Origin of the sequence: Streptococcus suis, from assembly GCF_046032115.1 — a bacterium.
GTDB lineage: Bacteria > Bacillota > Bacilli > Lactobacillales > Streptococcaceae > Streptococcus > Streptococcus suis_AJ.
Genome location: NZ_JARQOZ010000020.1, coordinates 20,151 through 37,090, shown reverse-complemented (window position 1 = coordinate 37,090; position 16,940 = coordinate 20,151). Strand labels below are relative to the sequence as shown.

The following is a 16,940-nucleotide window of genomic DNA, read 5'->3' as shown; positions in this document are numbered from 1 at the left end:
TTTTTGTGTGTCCTGATTGGACATAGGCAATAACGCGTTTTCTAAAATCAATTCCGTAAGTCATAAGTCTATTTTATTATATATTAAATAAAAAACTAAATAACTATATCTGGCAAGCTATCGCATTTGCTAGATAAAAAAAGAATGCTGGATAAGATTCCAACATTCTTTCTAACAATTTATTTTCCCAAAACAGCCGCAGCCAGAGCTTTTTGGATAGCAATAACACTCTTGTCACTCTTGAATTGGAGGGTTTCAGCAGGCTCTGCCGCAGAAGAAATCCAAATCTTGAGCTCAGCATCTAAATCAAAATGACCAGAAGTTTCGACCGTAAAACGTGAAATGGACTGGTAAGGAATAGACTTATAGGCTACCTTCTTACCAGAAATCCCTTGCTTATCCACTAAAATCAAGCGATACTCGGTAAAGACAATCAGGTCGCGGACCAAACTAAAGGCCATCTCTACTTGTTCATTAGCCAATAAAATATTCCCTAGCTCCTGCTCTACCTTGTCATTATTCATCTGTGAGGCATTGCCCATCAAACCTGAAAACAAACCCATGTGATAACTCCTTTTTCTAATTTTCTACTATTTGTACCGAAAAACTTACAGGAAACAAAGTAAAAACCAGCCTATAATACAAGCCTCTCGTCAAACAAGCCTAGAAATTCTTCATTCTGCGAATGGGTGACGACGATGACCAATTTATCCTCAATCTTGGACAAGGTTTCCGCAATTAAACTTTCATTTCTAGTATCTAAGCCCGTCGTTGGCTCATCAAATAACAAGACTTCCGCATCGCGATAGAGAGCTCTAGCTATATCAAACCGCCGCTCCTCACCTCCCGATAATTGCTGGGCAGAGGATAGCAGGGTGGCGAAACCATTTTCCTGTCGTTCAAACCAGTCTAGCAGACCAACCCTGCTCAAACAAGCTAGGGCTTTACCCTTATCCAAGGGACCAAATAGGCTCAGATTTTCCCCGATACTAGCTGAGAAAATAGCCGTTTTTTGAGGAAGATAATAAATTTTTCCAAAGACCGAAGTTTGTTCCAAGCTCGCAAGATTGGTCTGGTTGACCAAGACCCGTCCCTCATCTGCTTTCTGAACACCCAGCAGCAGACGGAGTAAGGTCGTCTTCCCACTGCCGCTTTTGCCTAGAATGGCATATTTTCTATTAGCAAGAAAACGATAGGAAAACCTATCAAAGAGGCGGTGATTATTCTGCTCATAGGTAATCGTTTCCAAACTGATGCTGTCAATGGTTTCAGTCAGTTCTTCCTTGGCTTCATTTTCCTGGAATTGCCCTTGTAAAATCGTCGTCAAATCTGCCACAACAGTCCGACTAGCCAGGTAATCCGTTACCAGTCCAGACATGGTTTGGATAGGGCCAGCCACCGTTCCCATGAGGGTGGTCATGGCAATCAGGTCTGAAATCTTCAGCAGGCCTTGAAAGACAAAGATGCCGCCAATAATCCAGGCACCCGAATAAACCACACTACTCAAACCATAGGACACGGCGTAGGTCTGAGATTGTTTTTTGGAAAAATGGTTGGCTCGCCTAGCATATTCCTGACTGGATGCTTGGAGTTTCTCTTCAAAAATCGGTGTAATGGTGCTGATTCGGATAAAGGTCAGAGAATGGACAAACTCACTAAAGAGCTTGAGATAGGCATTCTTCTCCGACTGAGTATCCTGAGTGGCATGAGCAAGGATGCGATTATTGATCAGGGGTGCTAGGAAAGGAATGAAGCACAGAGCCAGCATAATCAGCGTCATGGTCCCTTGCAAATAAAGAGCACCAATTAGTGAAAAGGTAAAGACAAGAAGACTGGTCAACATGGACAAGAGCGGTGTTAGATAACCATTTTCCAAGACATCCATGTGGTTGACCAAAATGTGAATCTTGTCAGCACTCTTTTTGTCATCATTTCCTGAATCATCGCCAGCTGCGTAGACAGCCACCAGCTGATTGCGAGTCCTTTCCATGACACGATTAACCAACTTGGCCTTGAGATAACGAGGCAGGTAGTCAAAGTAGGTATCGCAGATGAAAAAGCCCACCGCTATGAGTGAACTGGTCACAAATGCCTTTTGGTTACCGGACAGAGCCGCCTCTGAAACCCTAGCATAAACAAAACCTGTTGCTGCCAAAATCAGAGCATAGACAAGAGCTACTAAGACATAGGCCAGCACCTCCGACTTACACTTTCTAAGGTAGTAAAACATGGGATAAGACCTCCAATCCATTTCCATTTATATAACTATAGCATATAATAAAAATACTTTTTTTGCAATGATAACAAAATTAAAAAAAGCCAGGACTTGCCTGACTTCTTATGGTATTGGATTGAATTAGTCGAAGATTGAACTTGAGGTTCATCAAAGCAACTTAACGAAGTTTTAGCTTGATTTTCGAAGCTGAATACTGACTTTAATACGCAAAGAAAATCAAGAATAAAACTAGGCAAGGAGCTGAAGATTGAACTAGAGGTTCATCGAAGCAACTTAACGAAGTTTTAGCTTGATTTTCAAAGCTGAACAGCTGTAAGCTGATACCATCAGCTCCCATCTCCCACCTTTCACCTCGCTTGACATCTCTAGGCTCAGGCTGAAACAGTTCCCCGAACTGTTTCACTCCACTGAACCTTAGGCATTGGTAAACTGACTACCGTCAGTTCCCATCTCCCGATAGCAAACATCTCCCAGATGTTTGCTACATCTTCTCTTCCAACGCCACATCCGGATACTTGTCCGCAAACCAGCGGAGGGCGAAGTCGTTTTCAAAGAGGAAAACAGGTTGATCAAAGCGGTCTTTGGCTAGGATGTTGCGGCTTGATGACATGCGTTCATCCAGGTCTTCTGGCTTGATCCAACGGACAGTCTTTTTGCCCATTGGGGTCATGACTACCTCAGCATTGTACTCGCCTTCCATGCGGTGTTTGAAGACTTCAAACTGGAGCTGACCAACGGCCCCCAGCATATACTCGCCTGTCTGGTAGTTCTTGTAGAGCTGGATAGCCCCTTCTTGTACCAGTTGCTCGATTCCCTTGTGGAAGGATTTTTGTTTCATAACATTTTTAGCGGAAACTTTCATGAAAATTTCAGGGGTGAAGGTCGGCAGTGGTTCGAATTCAAACTTGTTTTTGCCTACGGTCAAGGTATCGCCTACCTGATAGGTTCCTGTATCGTAAACCCCGATAATGTCACCCGCCACTGCATTTTCCACATTCTCACGGGACTCGGCCATAAACTGCGTCACGTTGGACAACTTGGCTCCCTTACCTGTACGAGGTAAGTTGACTGCCATCCCGCGTTCAAATTCGCCCGAAACCACGCGCACAAAGGCAATGCGGTCACGGTGACGAGGGTCCATATTGGCCTGAATCTTAAAGACAAAACCTGAAAAATCTTTGTTGAGCGGGTCAATGACATCACCTGTCGTTGTCTTGTGACCATGTGGCTCTGGAGCAAATTCCAAGAAGGTGTCAAGGAAGGTCTGCACACCAAAGTTTGTCAGGGCTGAGCCGAAGAAAACAGGTGTCAAATCGCCGTCCAAAATCGCCTGCTCTGAAAATTCATTCCCAGCTTCCGCCAGAAGTTCAATATCATCCAGAACTTGTGCATAAAAGGGGTTAGAACCAAAGAGCTTGTCACCCTCGTCCAAGTTGGCAAACCGCTCGTCACCACGGTAGAGTTCTAAACGTTTGTTATGGAGGTCATAGAGACCCTCGAAAGATTTCCCCATACCGATTGGCCAGTTCATCGGATAGCTGGCAATACCCAAGACTTCTTCCAACTCCTGCAACAAATCAAGTGGCTCACGGCCGTCACGGTCCAACTTGTTGATAAAGGTGAAAACAGGGATGTTGCGGTGCTTAACAACCTCAAAGAGCTTTTTGGTCTGAGCCTCGATACCCTTGGCAGAGTCCACCACCATGACAGCTGCATCGACCGCCATCAAGGTCCGATAAGTGTCTTCTGAGAAGTCCTCGTGCCCTGGTGTATCTAGGATATTGACCCGCTTGTCTGCATAGTCAAACTGCATGACAGATGAGGTAACAGAGATACCACGTTGCTTCTCAATATCCATCCAGTCAGATTTGGCAAAGTTACCAGTCTTTTTCCCCTTGACCGTACCTGCTTCACGAATCTCACCCCCAAAGTAGAGCAACTGCTCGGTAATGGTGGTTTTACCCGCGTCCGGGTGAGAGATAATCGCAAAGGTGCGGCGTTTCTTAATTTCTTCTTGTAGTGACATAATGTTTCCTTTTCTTTTTCTTATTCTTTTTTTGATACATAGCAGAGCTTAGCTCTTATCCTATTCGATTTACATTGGATTCATCCTTATTCTTTACTAGACAACTCTCTTATTATATCGGAAATAAGGGAATTTTTCAAACTATTGAAGAATAGGTCTACAGACCTATACTATTGTATTATAAATATGTTACAATAAGTATGAGATGTATTCTATATACTAGAAAAAGAAAGATAAAATAATGAACAAACAAATAAAAGGTTTATCAACCAAGGAAGTACAAGAACGTATTCAAAACCAGCAAACCAATCATTTTAAGACAAAGACCAGTGCCAGTAATTGGGAAATCTTCAGACGAAATGTGTTTACATCTTTTAACGCACTCAATTTTGCCATTTTCTTAGCCTTACTAGCTGTACAGGCATGGTCCAACCTTTTCTTCTTCGGAGTTATTGTCCTCAACGCTGTTTCAGGAATGCTGACAGAATGGCGAGCACGACGAATGATTGACAAACTCAACCTGATGAACAAGGATTTTATCCGAGTTGTTCGCGACAGCGAGACAATCTCTCTTGCACCAGAAGATATTGTCTTAGATGATGTTCTCTTGCTGTCTGCTGGCGAACAAGTTCCTAGTGATGCTATTGTTTTAGAAGGTATAGCCGAGGCAAACGAGGCCATGTTAACCGGTGAAAGCGACTTGATTGTGAAAAATACTGGGTCTGAATTATTGTCTGGTAGCTATCTAGTTAGCGGACAGATTTATGCAAAAGTCATCCATGTTGGCGCAGAAAACTATGCCAATAAGCTCATGCTTGAGGCGAAAACTCACAAACCTATCGTCTCTCGTATTCTTTACAATATGGATAAAATTGCTAAATTTACAGGAAAAATTATCATTCCATTCGGACTTGCTCTTTTTCTAGAAGCCTTTTTCATCAAACTTCTTCCCTTAAAAGACTCAGTTATTACCAGCTCTACTGCCCTACTAGGTATGTTACCAAAGGGAATCGCTCTGCTGACCATCACTTCTCTCTTAACTGCCGTTATCAAACTGGGAATGAAAAATGTCCTCGTACAAGAAATGTATTCCGTCGAAACACTTGCCCGAGTTGATGTTCTTTGTTTGGACAAGACCGGAACGATTACTCAGGGGAAAATGACCGTCGAAAACCTGCTCCCCTTAACCAACCATTATTCACTTGACACTATCCAACAGATACTCGCTACCTATATCCAGACAAGTGAGGATACTAATTCAACAGCTCAGGCCATTCGAAAAGAATATGGTGATTTAGAGCACCACTATAAAGCTAGTCACATCATCCCATTTTCTAGTGATAGAAAATGGGGGGCAATGACAATAGAAAACATTGGTCACATTTTTCTAGGGGCACCAGAAATGTTACTAACACAAAATCCTCCTTCTGTTTCTGAGGCACAGGCTCGTGGTTCCCGTGTCCTGATTCTTGCGCTTAGCCAACAGTCCCTTCCTTCTTCTCAAAATCAGCTACCTGAGAATATTGAACCTCTAGCTCTATTAGAAATTGCCGACCCAATCCGAGAAGACGCCGCAGAAACACTGGCCTATCTTCGCTCGCAAGAAGTGACTCTAAAAATAATCTCTGGTGACAATCCTGTGACGGTCTCACACATTGCCAGGGAAGCTGGATTTGCTGACTACGATAGCTATATCGATTGTTCCAAAGTTGACGACGAAGAACTAATTGCCAGAGCTGAAACAACCGCCATTTTCGGTCGCGTATCCCCACATCAGAAAAAATTGCTCATCCAAACCCTCAAAGCACAGGGACATACTACTGCAATGACCGGTGATGGGGTCAATGATATTCTTGCACTACGCGAAGCTGATTGTTCCATTGTCATGGCAGAAGGTGATCCCGCTACCAGACAAATCGCTAATCTAGTCCTCCTAGATTCTGAATTTCGCGATATTCCTGAGATTCTCTTTGAGGGACGACGCGTTGTTAATAACATCTCCCACATTGCTCCCATCTTTCTTATCAAAACAATCTACTCTTTCTTACTTGGCCTTATCTGTATCGCTAGTATCGCCCTAGGTAAAGCAGAATATTTGTTAGTTTTCCCATTTATTCAAGTACAAATGACCCTCATTGGTCAATTTGTCGATGGCTTTCCTCCTTTTATCCTAACTTTTGAACGAAATATCCGCCCTGTAGAAAAACATTTTCTCAGAAAATCTCTTCTCTTAGCCCTACCAAATGCCCTCATGGTTGTTCTCAGTGTCCTTATTTTCCATTTAATGCAAGTATTTGGATACTTAAACTTGCATGACGTGCAAACCCTCTCTTATTATGTTCTTGGTTCAACAGGTCTACTGGCTGTCATTCGTGCCTGTTTGCCACTGACAAAAGCTCGACTGGCTCTTATTATTTATTCCGTTTTCGGTTTCTTCATCAGCTCCCATTTCCTACATGGTCTGATTGAAATCCACCCCCTAAACAGTCACACATTGCCAATCTATTCTGGATTAATGCTCATTTTTATCCCTGTCCTTTTCTGGATTAGCTACAAACAAGGCGCATTTAAAAACTAAAAATAAGACTTGAAAAACTAATTTCAAGTCTTATTTTTTTAATATATGCGAATTCATTTGTTTGCTTTCTTTTTTCAAATAGGCAATTAACATAGCTTGTATACTCAAAATAGAGAAGCAGAGTAGGCAGGTTACCAAGAAGAAATTCAAAGGAAGATTGGTACTGTTCACTAAAGGTGTCTGTCTCAAAAATCCATAATTTCCGCCAGTTAAAAGAGCTACTCCTAGAATCAGCATATTCATAATAAGCGTATATTTCACTACCTCTTTTCCCTTCAACATCTCTCCTTCTAAATCAGATAACAGGTACAACATACAATTAACCGTCAAGGCGTAGTGACCAATAACAAAAGTAAAGAAGGTCAGATGTGGAAATGCAAATGGGTCAAATACTGGATGAATAAAGGCCGCAAGCGATCCAAAAAGACCCAGATAGGCAAAATAACGTTTCAAAGGTCCAGGCTTCGCCCAAAGAATAAAGAGCATGGCCAAGCGACAATGATAAAAAGGAAGACTCTCAGAAAGAGGAAAATCAGCTACGATATACCAAGTATAAAGGGAGACAATCTGTATAAATTGAAGCCACCAAAAAACAATATGAAACCATCTTTTTTGATAGCAACGAAAACAAAGATGGAGCATGAAAAACCAAATAATCATGAGAAACAGGTGTTCCAATACGTTCAGGTTCGGTGCTTCAGAAATCTGATTGCTAAAAAAATCACTCATCTTATTAAAATCCTCTCTTTCCCCAAAAGTTAGTATATCAACTTTTCGATATTTTGACAAGACTTGCTAAAAAAGAGAGGTCTTGCCTCTCTACTTTTCTATTTCTTCCACCACTTTTCCAAGATTCATGGAATTGGAGCCTTTAAAGAGGATTTGGTCTTGAGCTCCGAGGACTTCCTTAACTTGTTTGACCAGGTCTTCAAATTGATCCTCTTCCTCATTTTTCCTGAAGAAATAGACCTTTCCAAGCGGAAACATTTGACTAGCCAACTGGGCCAGACCTTCAATATCCTGACCGTAGAAAATGACGGTGTCTAGCACATCAGGCGACAGGCTCAGAATCATCTGATTGTGGAGGTCAACGGACTGACTGCCAAGTTCTTTCATGTCTGCTAACACAGCAATTTTCTTACCGCCTTCATTGGCAGGAATGCTAGAGAAGGTTTCCAAAATCAAACGCATAGCCGTTGGGTTGGCGTTGTAGACATCGCTGAGAATATCTGCTCCGTTTGCTGCCTTCTTCCACTCGGTGCGGTTGCGGGTCAAGTTTAGACTAGCTAGGGCTGACTTGGTTGCCTCATCAGGCACACCCAAGGTCTTACCTACGTAGCTTGCTACCATGGCATTGGTGGCATTGTACTTACCCGTTACTGGGAGGAAAATGTCGCCGTCCATAAAATTGACGGTGAAAGTCAGGCTATCTTTTGACTCGACCAGACTAGTCACCTGCAAATCAGCCTGCTCACCGAAGCGAATGAGTTCTACATGGCTCGGCAAGAGCTTATCCGCAATCGGATCTGCTGGGATCAAGAGTTTACTACCTGGCTCCATTCCATCTGCAATCTGTAATTTTCCTTTGGCAATCTCTGCTCGTGAGCCGAAAAATTCCAGATGGGCTTCGCCAAATAGAGTAATAACCGATAGACTTGGTTTGGCAATTTCAGATAGGAGATGAATGTCTCCCAAGTGGTCTTGGCCCATTTCCAAAACCAGTTTTTCTGTATCATCAGGCATGTGGAGGACGGTGTATGGCAGACCGATTTCGTTGTTGTAGTTGCCTTGTGTCTTGTAAGTCTTGTAAGTCGTCGCCAGAACATCGTGAATCATGTCCTTGGTGGTCGTTTTACCATTTGATCCTGTCACAGCAATGACTTCTACCCCTGTTTTCTCTAGGTAGTAGGCCGCTAATTGTTGAAGCGCAGCCAAGCAGTCCTCTACTCGAATGTGCGGAACATCAAGGCTGATTTCAGACAGGGTTACTGCGCAGCCATTTTCAAAAGCAACAGGAATAAAGTCATGACCGTCACGCGCTCCCTTGAGGGGAACAAAAAGATCCCCTTCTGTAATCAGGCGACTGTCGAACTCGACCTTGTTGAGTGCTGTATCGGGATAAAGACTAATTTCATTTTTTGCGCCCAAGACCTGAGCGACTTCGTGTAGGGTTAATTTCATTGTTTTCTCCAATAAACTAAAAAAGAGCTTTCGCTCTTTCTATTATACCACTTTTTATCGAACTTGAGTGAGGACGCCATCTTTCATCTCATATACCTTGTCGCATTTTTCAATCATGCGCTGGTCATGTGTTACCATGATGATGGATTTGTTCCGCTCTTTGGCTTCCTTAGCTAATAACTCAACCACTTCAAAAGCGCGATTACTGTCTAGACTGGCTGTTGGTTCATCAGCTAGAATCAAAGCTGGATCGTTATAAAGTGCACGGGCAATAGCTACACGCTGCCGTTCTCCGCCTGACAAATCCTTAGGGAACTTGTTTTTGAGATGGTCCACACCCAATTCAGATAGGAGTTCGTTTCGCTTGCTCGGTTCAGCTTTCTTATTGACCTTATCAACCAAGGTTAATTGTTTTTCGACTGTTAAAAATGGGATCAAATTGGAAGCCTGCAAGACAAAACCAATGTCCTTATAGCGCAATTTGGCACGTTTTTTCTCAGGTAAATCAGAATAGTCCGATTGATTGATTAAAACACGGCCCGTTGTCGGTGTTTGTAAACCACCTGCCAAGGTCAAAAATGTTGACTTCCCAGAACCAGATGGTCCAATGATGGCAACAAATTCGCCTTCTTCAATGCTAAAATTTGTTGGCTTAAGAGCCGTAATGGTTTGGCTGCCATCTTGGAAGGTCTTACTAATATTTTCAAAAATAAGTGTTTTCATAACAACCTCCTAAGATAGATTTCGTAATGGATCTACCTTAAAGATAGAACCTACAGAGAAACTAGCACCCAATAGGGCAAATACAACTAGTGCTAGGCCGATTGCAATATAGAAGGTCCAGTTATTCTCAAATGGAACAGCGCTTGGCAAGACAAGGGATGACAAATAAGTCCCAGCCAATCCAAGGACTGTTCCCACACCAGCAAGTAGGAAGGTTTGAGCCAATACAGAACCTGAAATATAGACAATATGTAAAGACCCCCAGTTGAGAATTCGTGGATTTACCTGTACACTAGAATAAAAAACAATCAACTTCTAACAGGAATTACCACACTCAATTGGAGGTCTTATATGTTTCATTTTACCACACTTTTCATCGGAATGGATGTTCACAAAGAAAGTTTTTCACTCTGCTATTATGATATGATGGCGAATCAATTCAAACATAGCACTAAAGTTGGTCCAAATGTTAGCTATATTGTGAACTATGTGAATGAGCTTCGTCGTTTATATGGTCAAGATGCAGAAGTGTTATGTGGCTACGAAGCCGGATGTCTTGGATTTACCCTATATCACCAGCTACAAGCTCACGGGATTCCCTGTATCGTGATGGCGCCTACAACGGTGATGAAGGAAGGATCTAAGCGTGTTAAGACTGATAAAAAAGATGCAGCTCAGCTCGCAAAAGCTCTGGCCTTTCGTAGCTATCGGCCTGTTCATATTCCTACTGTTGAGGATGAACAAGTCAAAGAATATATCCGCATGAGAACAGACCACAAAGTGGCTCTGAAGAAAATCAAACAACAAATTCTTGCCTTCTGTCTCCGACATGATTTTCGCTATACCGAGGGAAGCAGTAATTGGACACAGAAACATGTCCGCTGGCTCCGTTCCCTAAATCCTGATGGACTTTACGCAGAGATTTTGACAGAATATCTATTGACCTATGAGAAATTAGTAGATCAAATAGAACGGTATGATGCACGAATTGAGCAACTGGGTCAAAGCGACAGTTATCAAGAGAAGGTCTCACGGCTTTCTTGCTTTATTGGCATTAAAACACTAACTGCTCTTTCCATTGTGACAGAAATCGGTGATTTTAATCGCTTTGCGACAGCTCAACATTTTGCTTCTTATCTTGGGCTAACTCCTAACGAAAATTCTAGCGGTGACAAGGAGAGAAGAGGTGCTATCACCAAAGCTGGGAATAGCCATGTGAGACGACTTCTGATAGAAGCTGCACAATCATTGGCTAAGGGGACGATTGGGTATAAATCCAAAGAATTGAAAAGGAGACAAAGTGGAAACCGAGTGGAGGTGATTGCTTATGCGGATAAGGCTAATGAACGCTTAAGAAGACGTTATCGCACACTTGTTCTAGGAAAAAATAAGAAACAAAATGTTGCTAAAACAGCTATTGCACGAGAATTGTCTGGTTTTATTTTGGGGATGATGACAGGAAGAATAGCTTGAAGTTAGCGCTTGTTTTCATGTACACTTTTGACAATTAAGTTTTATCATCGCAGAGCGATGAGGAATCCCTATTTCTATCCAAAATCACTGGGTGAATTTGGACAGAAATAAGGATTGAAATCATGTTTGAATGGAAAGTATCTTGAAGGAGTTTAGGACTTCAAGGTTTGAGTCATCTACGAAATGACTAAGTGGCACAATTGTGATCCACGCTTATAGAGAGTAGGACTCGCGGCAGAACCATTGACCTGTAGGTAACCAATCCACGAATATCAGAGTGGCCAATGCCCGAAGCTAAGAACTAGGCTCTTTCTAGATACTTTTCATTTTTTAATCAGTTCGATTGTTTTTACTTGACAAAGGGCTTTACATATCAGCCATTTGAAAGACCTTGAATTTTCATCAAGCCAAAAATCGGTGATTTCTGTGTTGTCAAAACAAAGATAAAAATACCAATAACAATGGCTGAGATGACAATCAAGAATCCTATCATAAAGCCAAAGGTCATATTTTGTGCCTTATATCCTGGCAGATTTTCAATAAAGTCTGCAATAGCAACTTTTTCCAGCTCATCTGGTAGAGAAGCGACATCTCCACGAACGACAATGGCACTGGCAAGATTACTCGTTGCAGCTTGTTGTTTATCAGCCTGCATCAATTCTGCAAATGCCGTAAAGTCCATATATACAACAGGTGCCACACCAAAATAAGCATTGTCTGTATAACCTACAATGGTCACTTTTTCATCAGAACCTGATAGATAGATTTGATCTCCAAGCCCAAAACCTTCTACCTCTGACAAGGTTTTGTCTACAAGGACTTCTCCCGTTTTTTCATACAAACGACCTTCTACAATATTTGGGACGATAAAACTATCAGACTCAACGGCAAAGATGTTTACCTTTTCTTTTTCGTCTGAGGTGGCATTTTCATCCACATAGGCAACTCCTGCCTGTTGGCGAATCAAGGCCTTGTCACTAGCATCCACCTGATCAAGCAGGCTCGTATCAATTTTTGATGCTGTAATCAAGCGATTGCTTTCTGAATTGAGCAGAACATAGTCTGCCTGCCATTTATCAACTGCTGTTCTATTTTCCTGCATGAGTCCGTAAGCCAAACCAGTCAGGAAAAAGACCAAGTAAGAAATCAGGATTAATAATCCTAAAATCAAGCCGTAACGCAGTTTGTTCTGTCGCATTTCTTCGATTGCTAAAAACATCTTACTCCACACTTTCTAAGACATAAAATCTTGTCTCAAACTGCAAGTCTTCCCTCAAAAGAGCTTTGACTTTACATTTCTTTTCCACATAGGAAAGAATCTCTTTCTGCTTTTGCGCTGAAACCGACTCACCAATTCCAATCAACACCTCAAAACGCTGATTGTCCAAGCGACTCTCCACCTGAACAGGCATGGTTTTATTGCCTTCTTGGCTGGTATAGTAGCCTTGCACACACATGGTCACACAGGCAGCCAATCCTATATTGACCAAACTAACTGGAGTTTCCCCCTTCTCCGTCACCCCAAAGGTCCGAACCGGTTCACCATAACCTTGAGAAACTGCCTGAAACAGACCTTCCCCTTTTACTGTCGTTTGATACATAAACACCTCCACATATTTGAAACCATTCTATTCTTTTTCGCAAACCTTTGCAAGAATGTGAACTAGAAAAAGATTGGAAATTTTCCAATCCTTTTCATTATCATTAAATCAAATGGCTTTCGCGTTTTTCAAACATTTCTTTGGCCAAACGAACTAGCTCTTCAATCAAGTCTGGATAAGCCAGTCCCATGTTGTCCCAAAGAAGTGGGTACATAGACCACTGGGTAAATCCTGGCATGGTGTTGAGCTCGTTGAGGAAGATGTCGCCGTCTTCTGTCAGGAAGAAATCACAGCGAGAGAGACCACAACCACCGATAGCACGAAAGGCCTTGGCAGCATTGTCCCGCATAGTATCCATGATAGAGTCATCAATCTTAGCTGGGATTTCCATGGTAATCTTGTTGTCGATGTATTTGGCATCGTAGTCATAAAAAGCAACGTCTTTGACTACTTCGCCAGGAAGTGTCGTTTTCACGTCAGCATTTCCCAAAAGACCAACCTCAATCTCACGCGCATTAACACCCTGCTCAACGAGGACACGGCTGTCATACTTGAAGGCCAGATCAAGTGCCTTACGCAAGCCAGCTAAATCCTCAGCTTTTGAGATACCGACACTTGACCCCATATTAGCTGGTTTTACAAAGACTGGATAAGTTAATTTCCCTTCAATCTCTGCAATCTTATCATCGATATTTTCACCCTCGATAACTGCTACATAAGGTACTTGGGAGATTCCGGCTGATTCAAGAACGCGCTTGGTTGTAATCTTGTCCATGGCAACGCCGGAAGACAAGATATTGGTGCCAACATACGGCATACGAAGCACTTCCAAGAAGCCTTGAATTGACCCGTCTTCTCCCATTGGTCCATGAAGAACAGGGAAAACGACTGCCTTTTCTTCATAAATATCGCTCGGACGGATTTTTTGCTCTTCAACAATCGTCGCGTTTGTCATGAGTTTTTCATCGGCAGACGGTGTTTGAGAAAACTCTTGTGTCTTTACAAAGTCACCTGTCTGGCTAATGAAATAGGTTTTGACAAAAAATTTATCATAATTGATGGCACGCATGACGCTTTCGGCAGACAGAACAGATACCTCACGCTCTGCAGAACGCCCACCATATAGTAAAATCAAGGTTTCTTTTGACATATATTTTCCTTCCTGTACCAACGCTATTACTCTTAGTATAGCATAATTTAACAAATCATATCTATCCTATCTTAAAATTAGGAACGTCTCTAACTACAGAACTGCTATAGCTCTGTACGATTTTCAATAGCCCTCAACAGGGTCACTTCATCTGCATATTCAATATCACTGCCTACCGCTAAGCCACGAGCTAGTCGGGTTACTTTGATTCCCGCAGGTTTGAGGACTCGTGAGATATACATGGATGTAGCCTCTCCATCTGCTGTTGCATTGGTGGCCACAATCACCTCTGTCACCTCATTTTCCATCAGGCGGGTCAGCAGAGTTTTCAGGTTAATATCATCTGGTCCGATACCATTCATGGGAGAAATCAAGCCATGCAAGACATGATAAAGACCGTGGTATTCTTGAATATTTTCCAAAGCTGTAACATCTCGGCTATCCTCTACAATCAAAATAGTAGATTGGTCTCGCGTTGAGTCCTGGCAAATGGCACAGGGGTCCTGATCCGTCAAATTACCACAAATAGAGCAATAAGATAGGTCTCGCTTGGCTGCCAATAAATTTTTTGCAAACTCATTAACGACATCATCCTCCATGCCAATAGTATAAAAAGCTAAACGGGTAGCCGTTTTTATACCGATACCTGGCAATTTAGAATAGCTATCAATTAACTTGGCAATAGGTGTAGGGTAAAGCATAAGCCTCCTTAATTCATTGGGTGAAGTGATTGATATAGATTGATAATTTCTTGAGTAATTGTCTTAGTAGTTGTTGAACTTTGATTGGTCAAGTTTGGAAGTACGACTGCAACTGCGATTTGTGGATTATCACTAGGTGCATAGGCAACAACGTTGGTATTTACTGCAGTTACTACTTCACCTGAAGGAGTTGTAGTATAAGTTTCGGCAGTACCAGTCTTGGCACTGATGGTCACGGCCGCACCACGACCGATAGCACTACCTGTATTAAATCGTCCTCCACCATTTACAAGTTGATAAAATCCTTGACGAAGGAGAGCCATTTCATCAGCTGAAATATTGACTTGATTCATCTCTTTACCAGAAACTGTTTCAATCAAATCTCCCAATCCACCTTGGGGATTATTTCCATAGATACCTTCTACAAGATGAGGAGAAATCCTTTTTCCATTATTTGCTACTGTCGCTACATATTGAGCCATCTGCATCGGTGTATAGTTATCAAACTGTCCAAATGCATTCATAATAAAGTTTGCGGTGGAATATTCTTCTGGTAAGAAACCTGTTGATTCAAGTGGTAAGTCAATTCCTGTTGGAGCACCTAAACCATACTCTGCAAAAGTCGAACGAAGCTTAGTCATGGCATTTGTCAATGTATCGCCATCATTCAAATACATGTTAGCTGAGTAGGTCTGACCAAGTAGTCCCAAAGCAATCTTAACCATGTAGACGTTAGAAGAATATTCCAGAGCCTCTGTCGCATCAATATTAAAACTACCATAGGCCCACCAAGATGTAATTGGTGCTGAACCTGCAAAATAAATCGGTTCATCTAATAATACCTGATTTCCTGAGATAATGCCATTCTCCCAACCAGATGAAATAGTTGCACCCTTGACAATAGAACCTGGAGTAAAGACGCTTGTGATAGTTCCAAGAGCATCTTCCGTAATCTCTCCTGTACCTTTTTCATGACTATATCCTGACATTGCAAGAACAGCACCTGTCGTTGGCTCCAAAGCTACAGCATAGACACCTTCTGAATACAATGCACTTCCTGTACTAAGTTCACTCTCAAAATACTTTTTCAAAATAGCATTGACACCATCTTGAAATTCCAAATCAATTGTTAACTTGATATTATTACCTTGTTGACCTTCTTGAATAGTTTTAATACTTTCAACATTTCCGTTTCTATCCAGGTTAATTTCTTTCTTTTCACGCTGCCCTTGCAATACTTCTTCATATTGTTTCTCGAGGTAGGCAGTTCCCACACGGTCATTTGATGAGTAGCCCTTGGAGAGATAGTATTCCGCATCTTCCGCAGGCAAACCAGCCTGTTCACTCGTTACTGTACCAATAATAGAGCTGAGGGAAGTTGGTAAAATCGTCCGTTGCCAGTTGTTAGTCGTTGAAATGCCTGGAAGTTGACTTTCATTGGCTACGATATGAGCAACTTGTTCAGCAGTTAGAGTATCTGTTACCAAATTAACAGTAGAGAAGTAAGTAGCTCCATTCATCTGCTTAAATAGCTCAATCGCCTTGCTATCTTGCTCAGAATATTGCAATGCTTCAGCAGGGATACTATCAACCGCATTAGAATAAATTGTCGATTCACTCAGGTAGTTGCCATCAGAATCGTATTTTTTATCTTCTGGTAAGGCCTCGACTACCTGACGATAAACTTCTTCATCCGCCAAATAATAATCAGCCTTGTCACGTTGAGTAATTGTTACGTTCGACACATTGACCCACTGCAAGAGTTTATTAGCTACTTCTTTCATTTCCTGAGCAGACATCTTGTTGGAACGTGTGAAGGAGACAACCTGCTGAATCTCGTTTTCAACCAAAGGTTTTCCTTGCGCATCGTAAATCTGCCCACGGATAGAGCCATTGCTGATGATTTTCTGACTGGCAGTAGACAGCTTATTACTATAAAAATCATGATTGATAATCTGCATATCTGCCAGACGCAATATCAAAACTAGGAAAAGGAAAATCACGATAGAAAATAAAATATTTAGACGAAGGGAAATAAAATTTCCATCGTGTTCCAAAGGCTTGTTCTTTCTTTTTTTCACTTCAAAGACCTCATTCTAGAAATATCCTTCTTATTATACCACAGGCAAAAAATATTTTTTAGACTCAACTGTCGATTCAAATAATATTTTCTCTATAAACGTTGAACAAGCTGACAATTCTCGACCAGCCACTTTCTATGCACAACACTCTCAACAAACCGCTGATCATGGGAAATCAGGAGGACACTTC

General features: G+C 41.9%; 14 protein-coding genes. 2 read left to right on the top strand and 12 right to left on the bottom strand.

Annotated features, from left to right (window positions below; all coding sequences use genetic code 11):
• Positions 1-179: 179 nt before the first annotated feature.
• The 3 genes from P7J36_RS07260 to P7J36_RS07250 form a co-directional block, all read right to left on the bottom strand.
• A complete protein-coding gene (locus tag P7J36_RS07260) occupies positions 180-563 on the bottom strand; it encodes a PH domain-containing protein (protein ID WP_004298882.1) in 384 nt (127 codons plus the stop codon).
• A gap of 71 nt (positions 564-634) precedes the next feature.
• On the bottom strand, positions 635-2,230 hold the full coding sequence (locus P7J36_RS07255; protein WP_408551734.1) for an ATP-binding cassette domain-containing protein: 1,596 nt from the start codon (positions 2,228-2,230) through the stop codon (positions 635-637).
• Positions 2,231-2,717: 487 nt separating this feature from the next.
• On the bottom strand, positions 2,718-4,262 hold the full coding sequence (locus tag P7J36_RS07250; protein ID WP_408551733.1) for a peptide chain release factor 3: 1,545 nt from the start codon (positions 4,260-4,262) through the stop codon (positions 2,718-2,720).
• Positions 4,263-4,503: 241 nt separating this feature from the next.
• Here P7J36_RS07250 and P7J36_RS07245 point away from each other — a divergent pair, with 241 nt between their 5' ends.
• Positions 4,504-6,840 carry a cation-translocating P-type ATPase gene (locus tag P7J36_RS07245; protein WP_408551732.1) on the top strand — a complete coding sequence of 779 codons (2,337 nt, stop codon included), beginning with the start codon at positions 4,504-4,506 and terminating at the stop codon, positions 6,838-6,840.
• A 30-nt stretch (positions 6,841-6,870) separates the two neighbouring features.
• On the opposite strand, the gene P7J36_RS07240 is transcribed toward P7J36_RS07245, so the two are convergent.
• From P7J36_RS07240 to P7J36_RS07225, 4 genes are all read right to left on the bottom strand, one after another.
• On the bottom strand, positions 6,871-7,569 hold the full coding sequence (locus P7J36_RS07240) for a YwaF family protein (RefSeq protein ID WP_024398483.1): 699 nt from the start codon (positions 7,567-7,569) through the stop codon (positions 6,871-6,873).
• Between the two features lie 90 nt (positions 7,570-7,659).
• On the bottom strand, positions 7,660-9,021 hold the full coding sequence (locus P7J36_RS07235) for a UDP-N-acetylmuramoyl-tripeptide--D-alanyl-D-alanine ligase (protein WP_024418548.1): 1,362 nt from the start codon (positions 9,019-9,021) through the stop codon (positions 7,660-7,662).
• Between the two features lie 54 nt (positions 9,022-9,075).
• Positions 9,076-9,744 (bottom strand): ABC transporter ATP-binding protein, encoded by a 669-nt coding sequence (locus tag P7J36_RS07230; protein WP_004298871.1) that lies wholly within the window; start codon positions 9,742-9,744, stop codon positions 9,076-9,078.
• A gap of 9 nt (positions 9,745-9,753) precedes the next feature.
• Positions 9,754-10,056 (bottom strand): ABC transporter permease family protein, encoded by a 303-nt coding sequence (locus P7J36_RS07225; RefSeq protein ID WP_408551731.1) that lies wholly within the window; start codon positions 10,054-10,056, stop codon positions 9,754-9,756.
• A gap of 39 nt (positions 10,057-10,095) precedes the next feature.
• Between P7J36_RS07225 and P7J36_RS07220 the strand changes: the two genes are divergently transcribed.
• Positions 10,096-11,217 (top strand): IS110 family RNA-guided transposase, encoded by a 1,122-nt coding sequence (locus P7J36_RS07220; protein WP_408551730.1) that lies wholly within the window; start codon positions 10,096-10,098, stop codon positions 11,215-11,217.
• Positions 11,218-11,590: 373 nt separating this feature from the next.
• Here P7J36_RS07220 and P7J36_RS07215 read toward each other — a convergent pair whose 3' ends face one another.
• The 5 genes from P7J36_RS07215 to pbp2b all read right to left on the bottom strand — a co-directional run bounded on the left by P7J36_RS07215 (position 11,591) and on the right by pbp2b (position 16,750).
• The gene (locus P7J36_RS07215) at positions 11,591-12,436 is read right to left on the bottom strand and encodes an ABC transporter permease (protein ID WP_408562441.1); all 846 of its coding nucleotides are present in this window, start codon (positions 12,434-12,436) and stop codon (positions 11,591-11,593) included.
• A 1-nt stretch (position 12,437) separates the two neighbouring features.
• Positions 12,438-12,818 carry an OsmC family protein gene (locus tag P7J36_RS07210; RefSeq protein WP_408551728.1) on the bottom strand — a complete coding sequence of 127 codons (381 nt, stop codon included), beginning with the start codon at positions 12,816-12,818 and terminating at the stop codon, positions 12,438-12,440.
• Positions 12,819-12,921: 103 nt separating this feature from the next.
• Complete coding sequence (locus tag P7J36_RS07205; RefSeq protein ID WP_408551727.1) at positions 12,922-13,968, bottom strand: D-alanine--D-alanine ligase; 1,047 nt, start codon at positions 13,966-13,968, stop codon at positions 12,922-12,924.
• A gap of 104 nt (positions 13,969-14,072) precedes the next feature.
• Positions 14,073-14,669, bottom strand: coding sequence for a recombination mediator RecR (recR, locus tag P7J36_RS07200; RefSeq protein WP_012027296.1), 597 nt, complete (start codon positions 14,667-14,669; stop codon positions 14,073-14,075).
• Positions 14,670-14,677: 8 nt separating this feature from the next.
• Positions 14,678-16,750 carry a penicillin-binding protein PBP2B gene (pbp2b, locus tag P7J36_RS07195; protein ID WP_408551726.1) on the bottom strand — a complete coding sequence of 691 codons (2,073 nt, stop codon included), beginning with the start codon at positions 16,748-16,750 and terminating at the stop codon, positions 14,678-14,680.
• Positions 16,751-16,940: the final 190 nt, after the last annotated feature.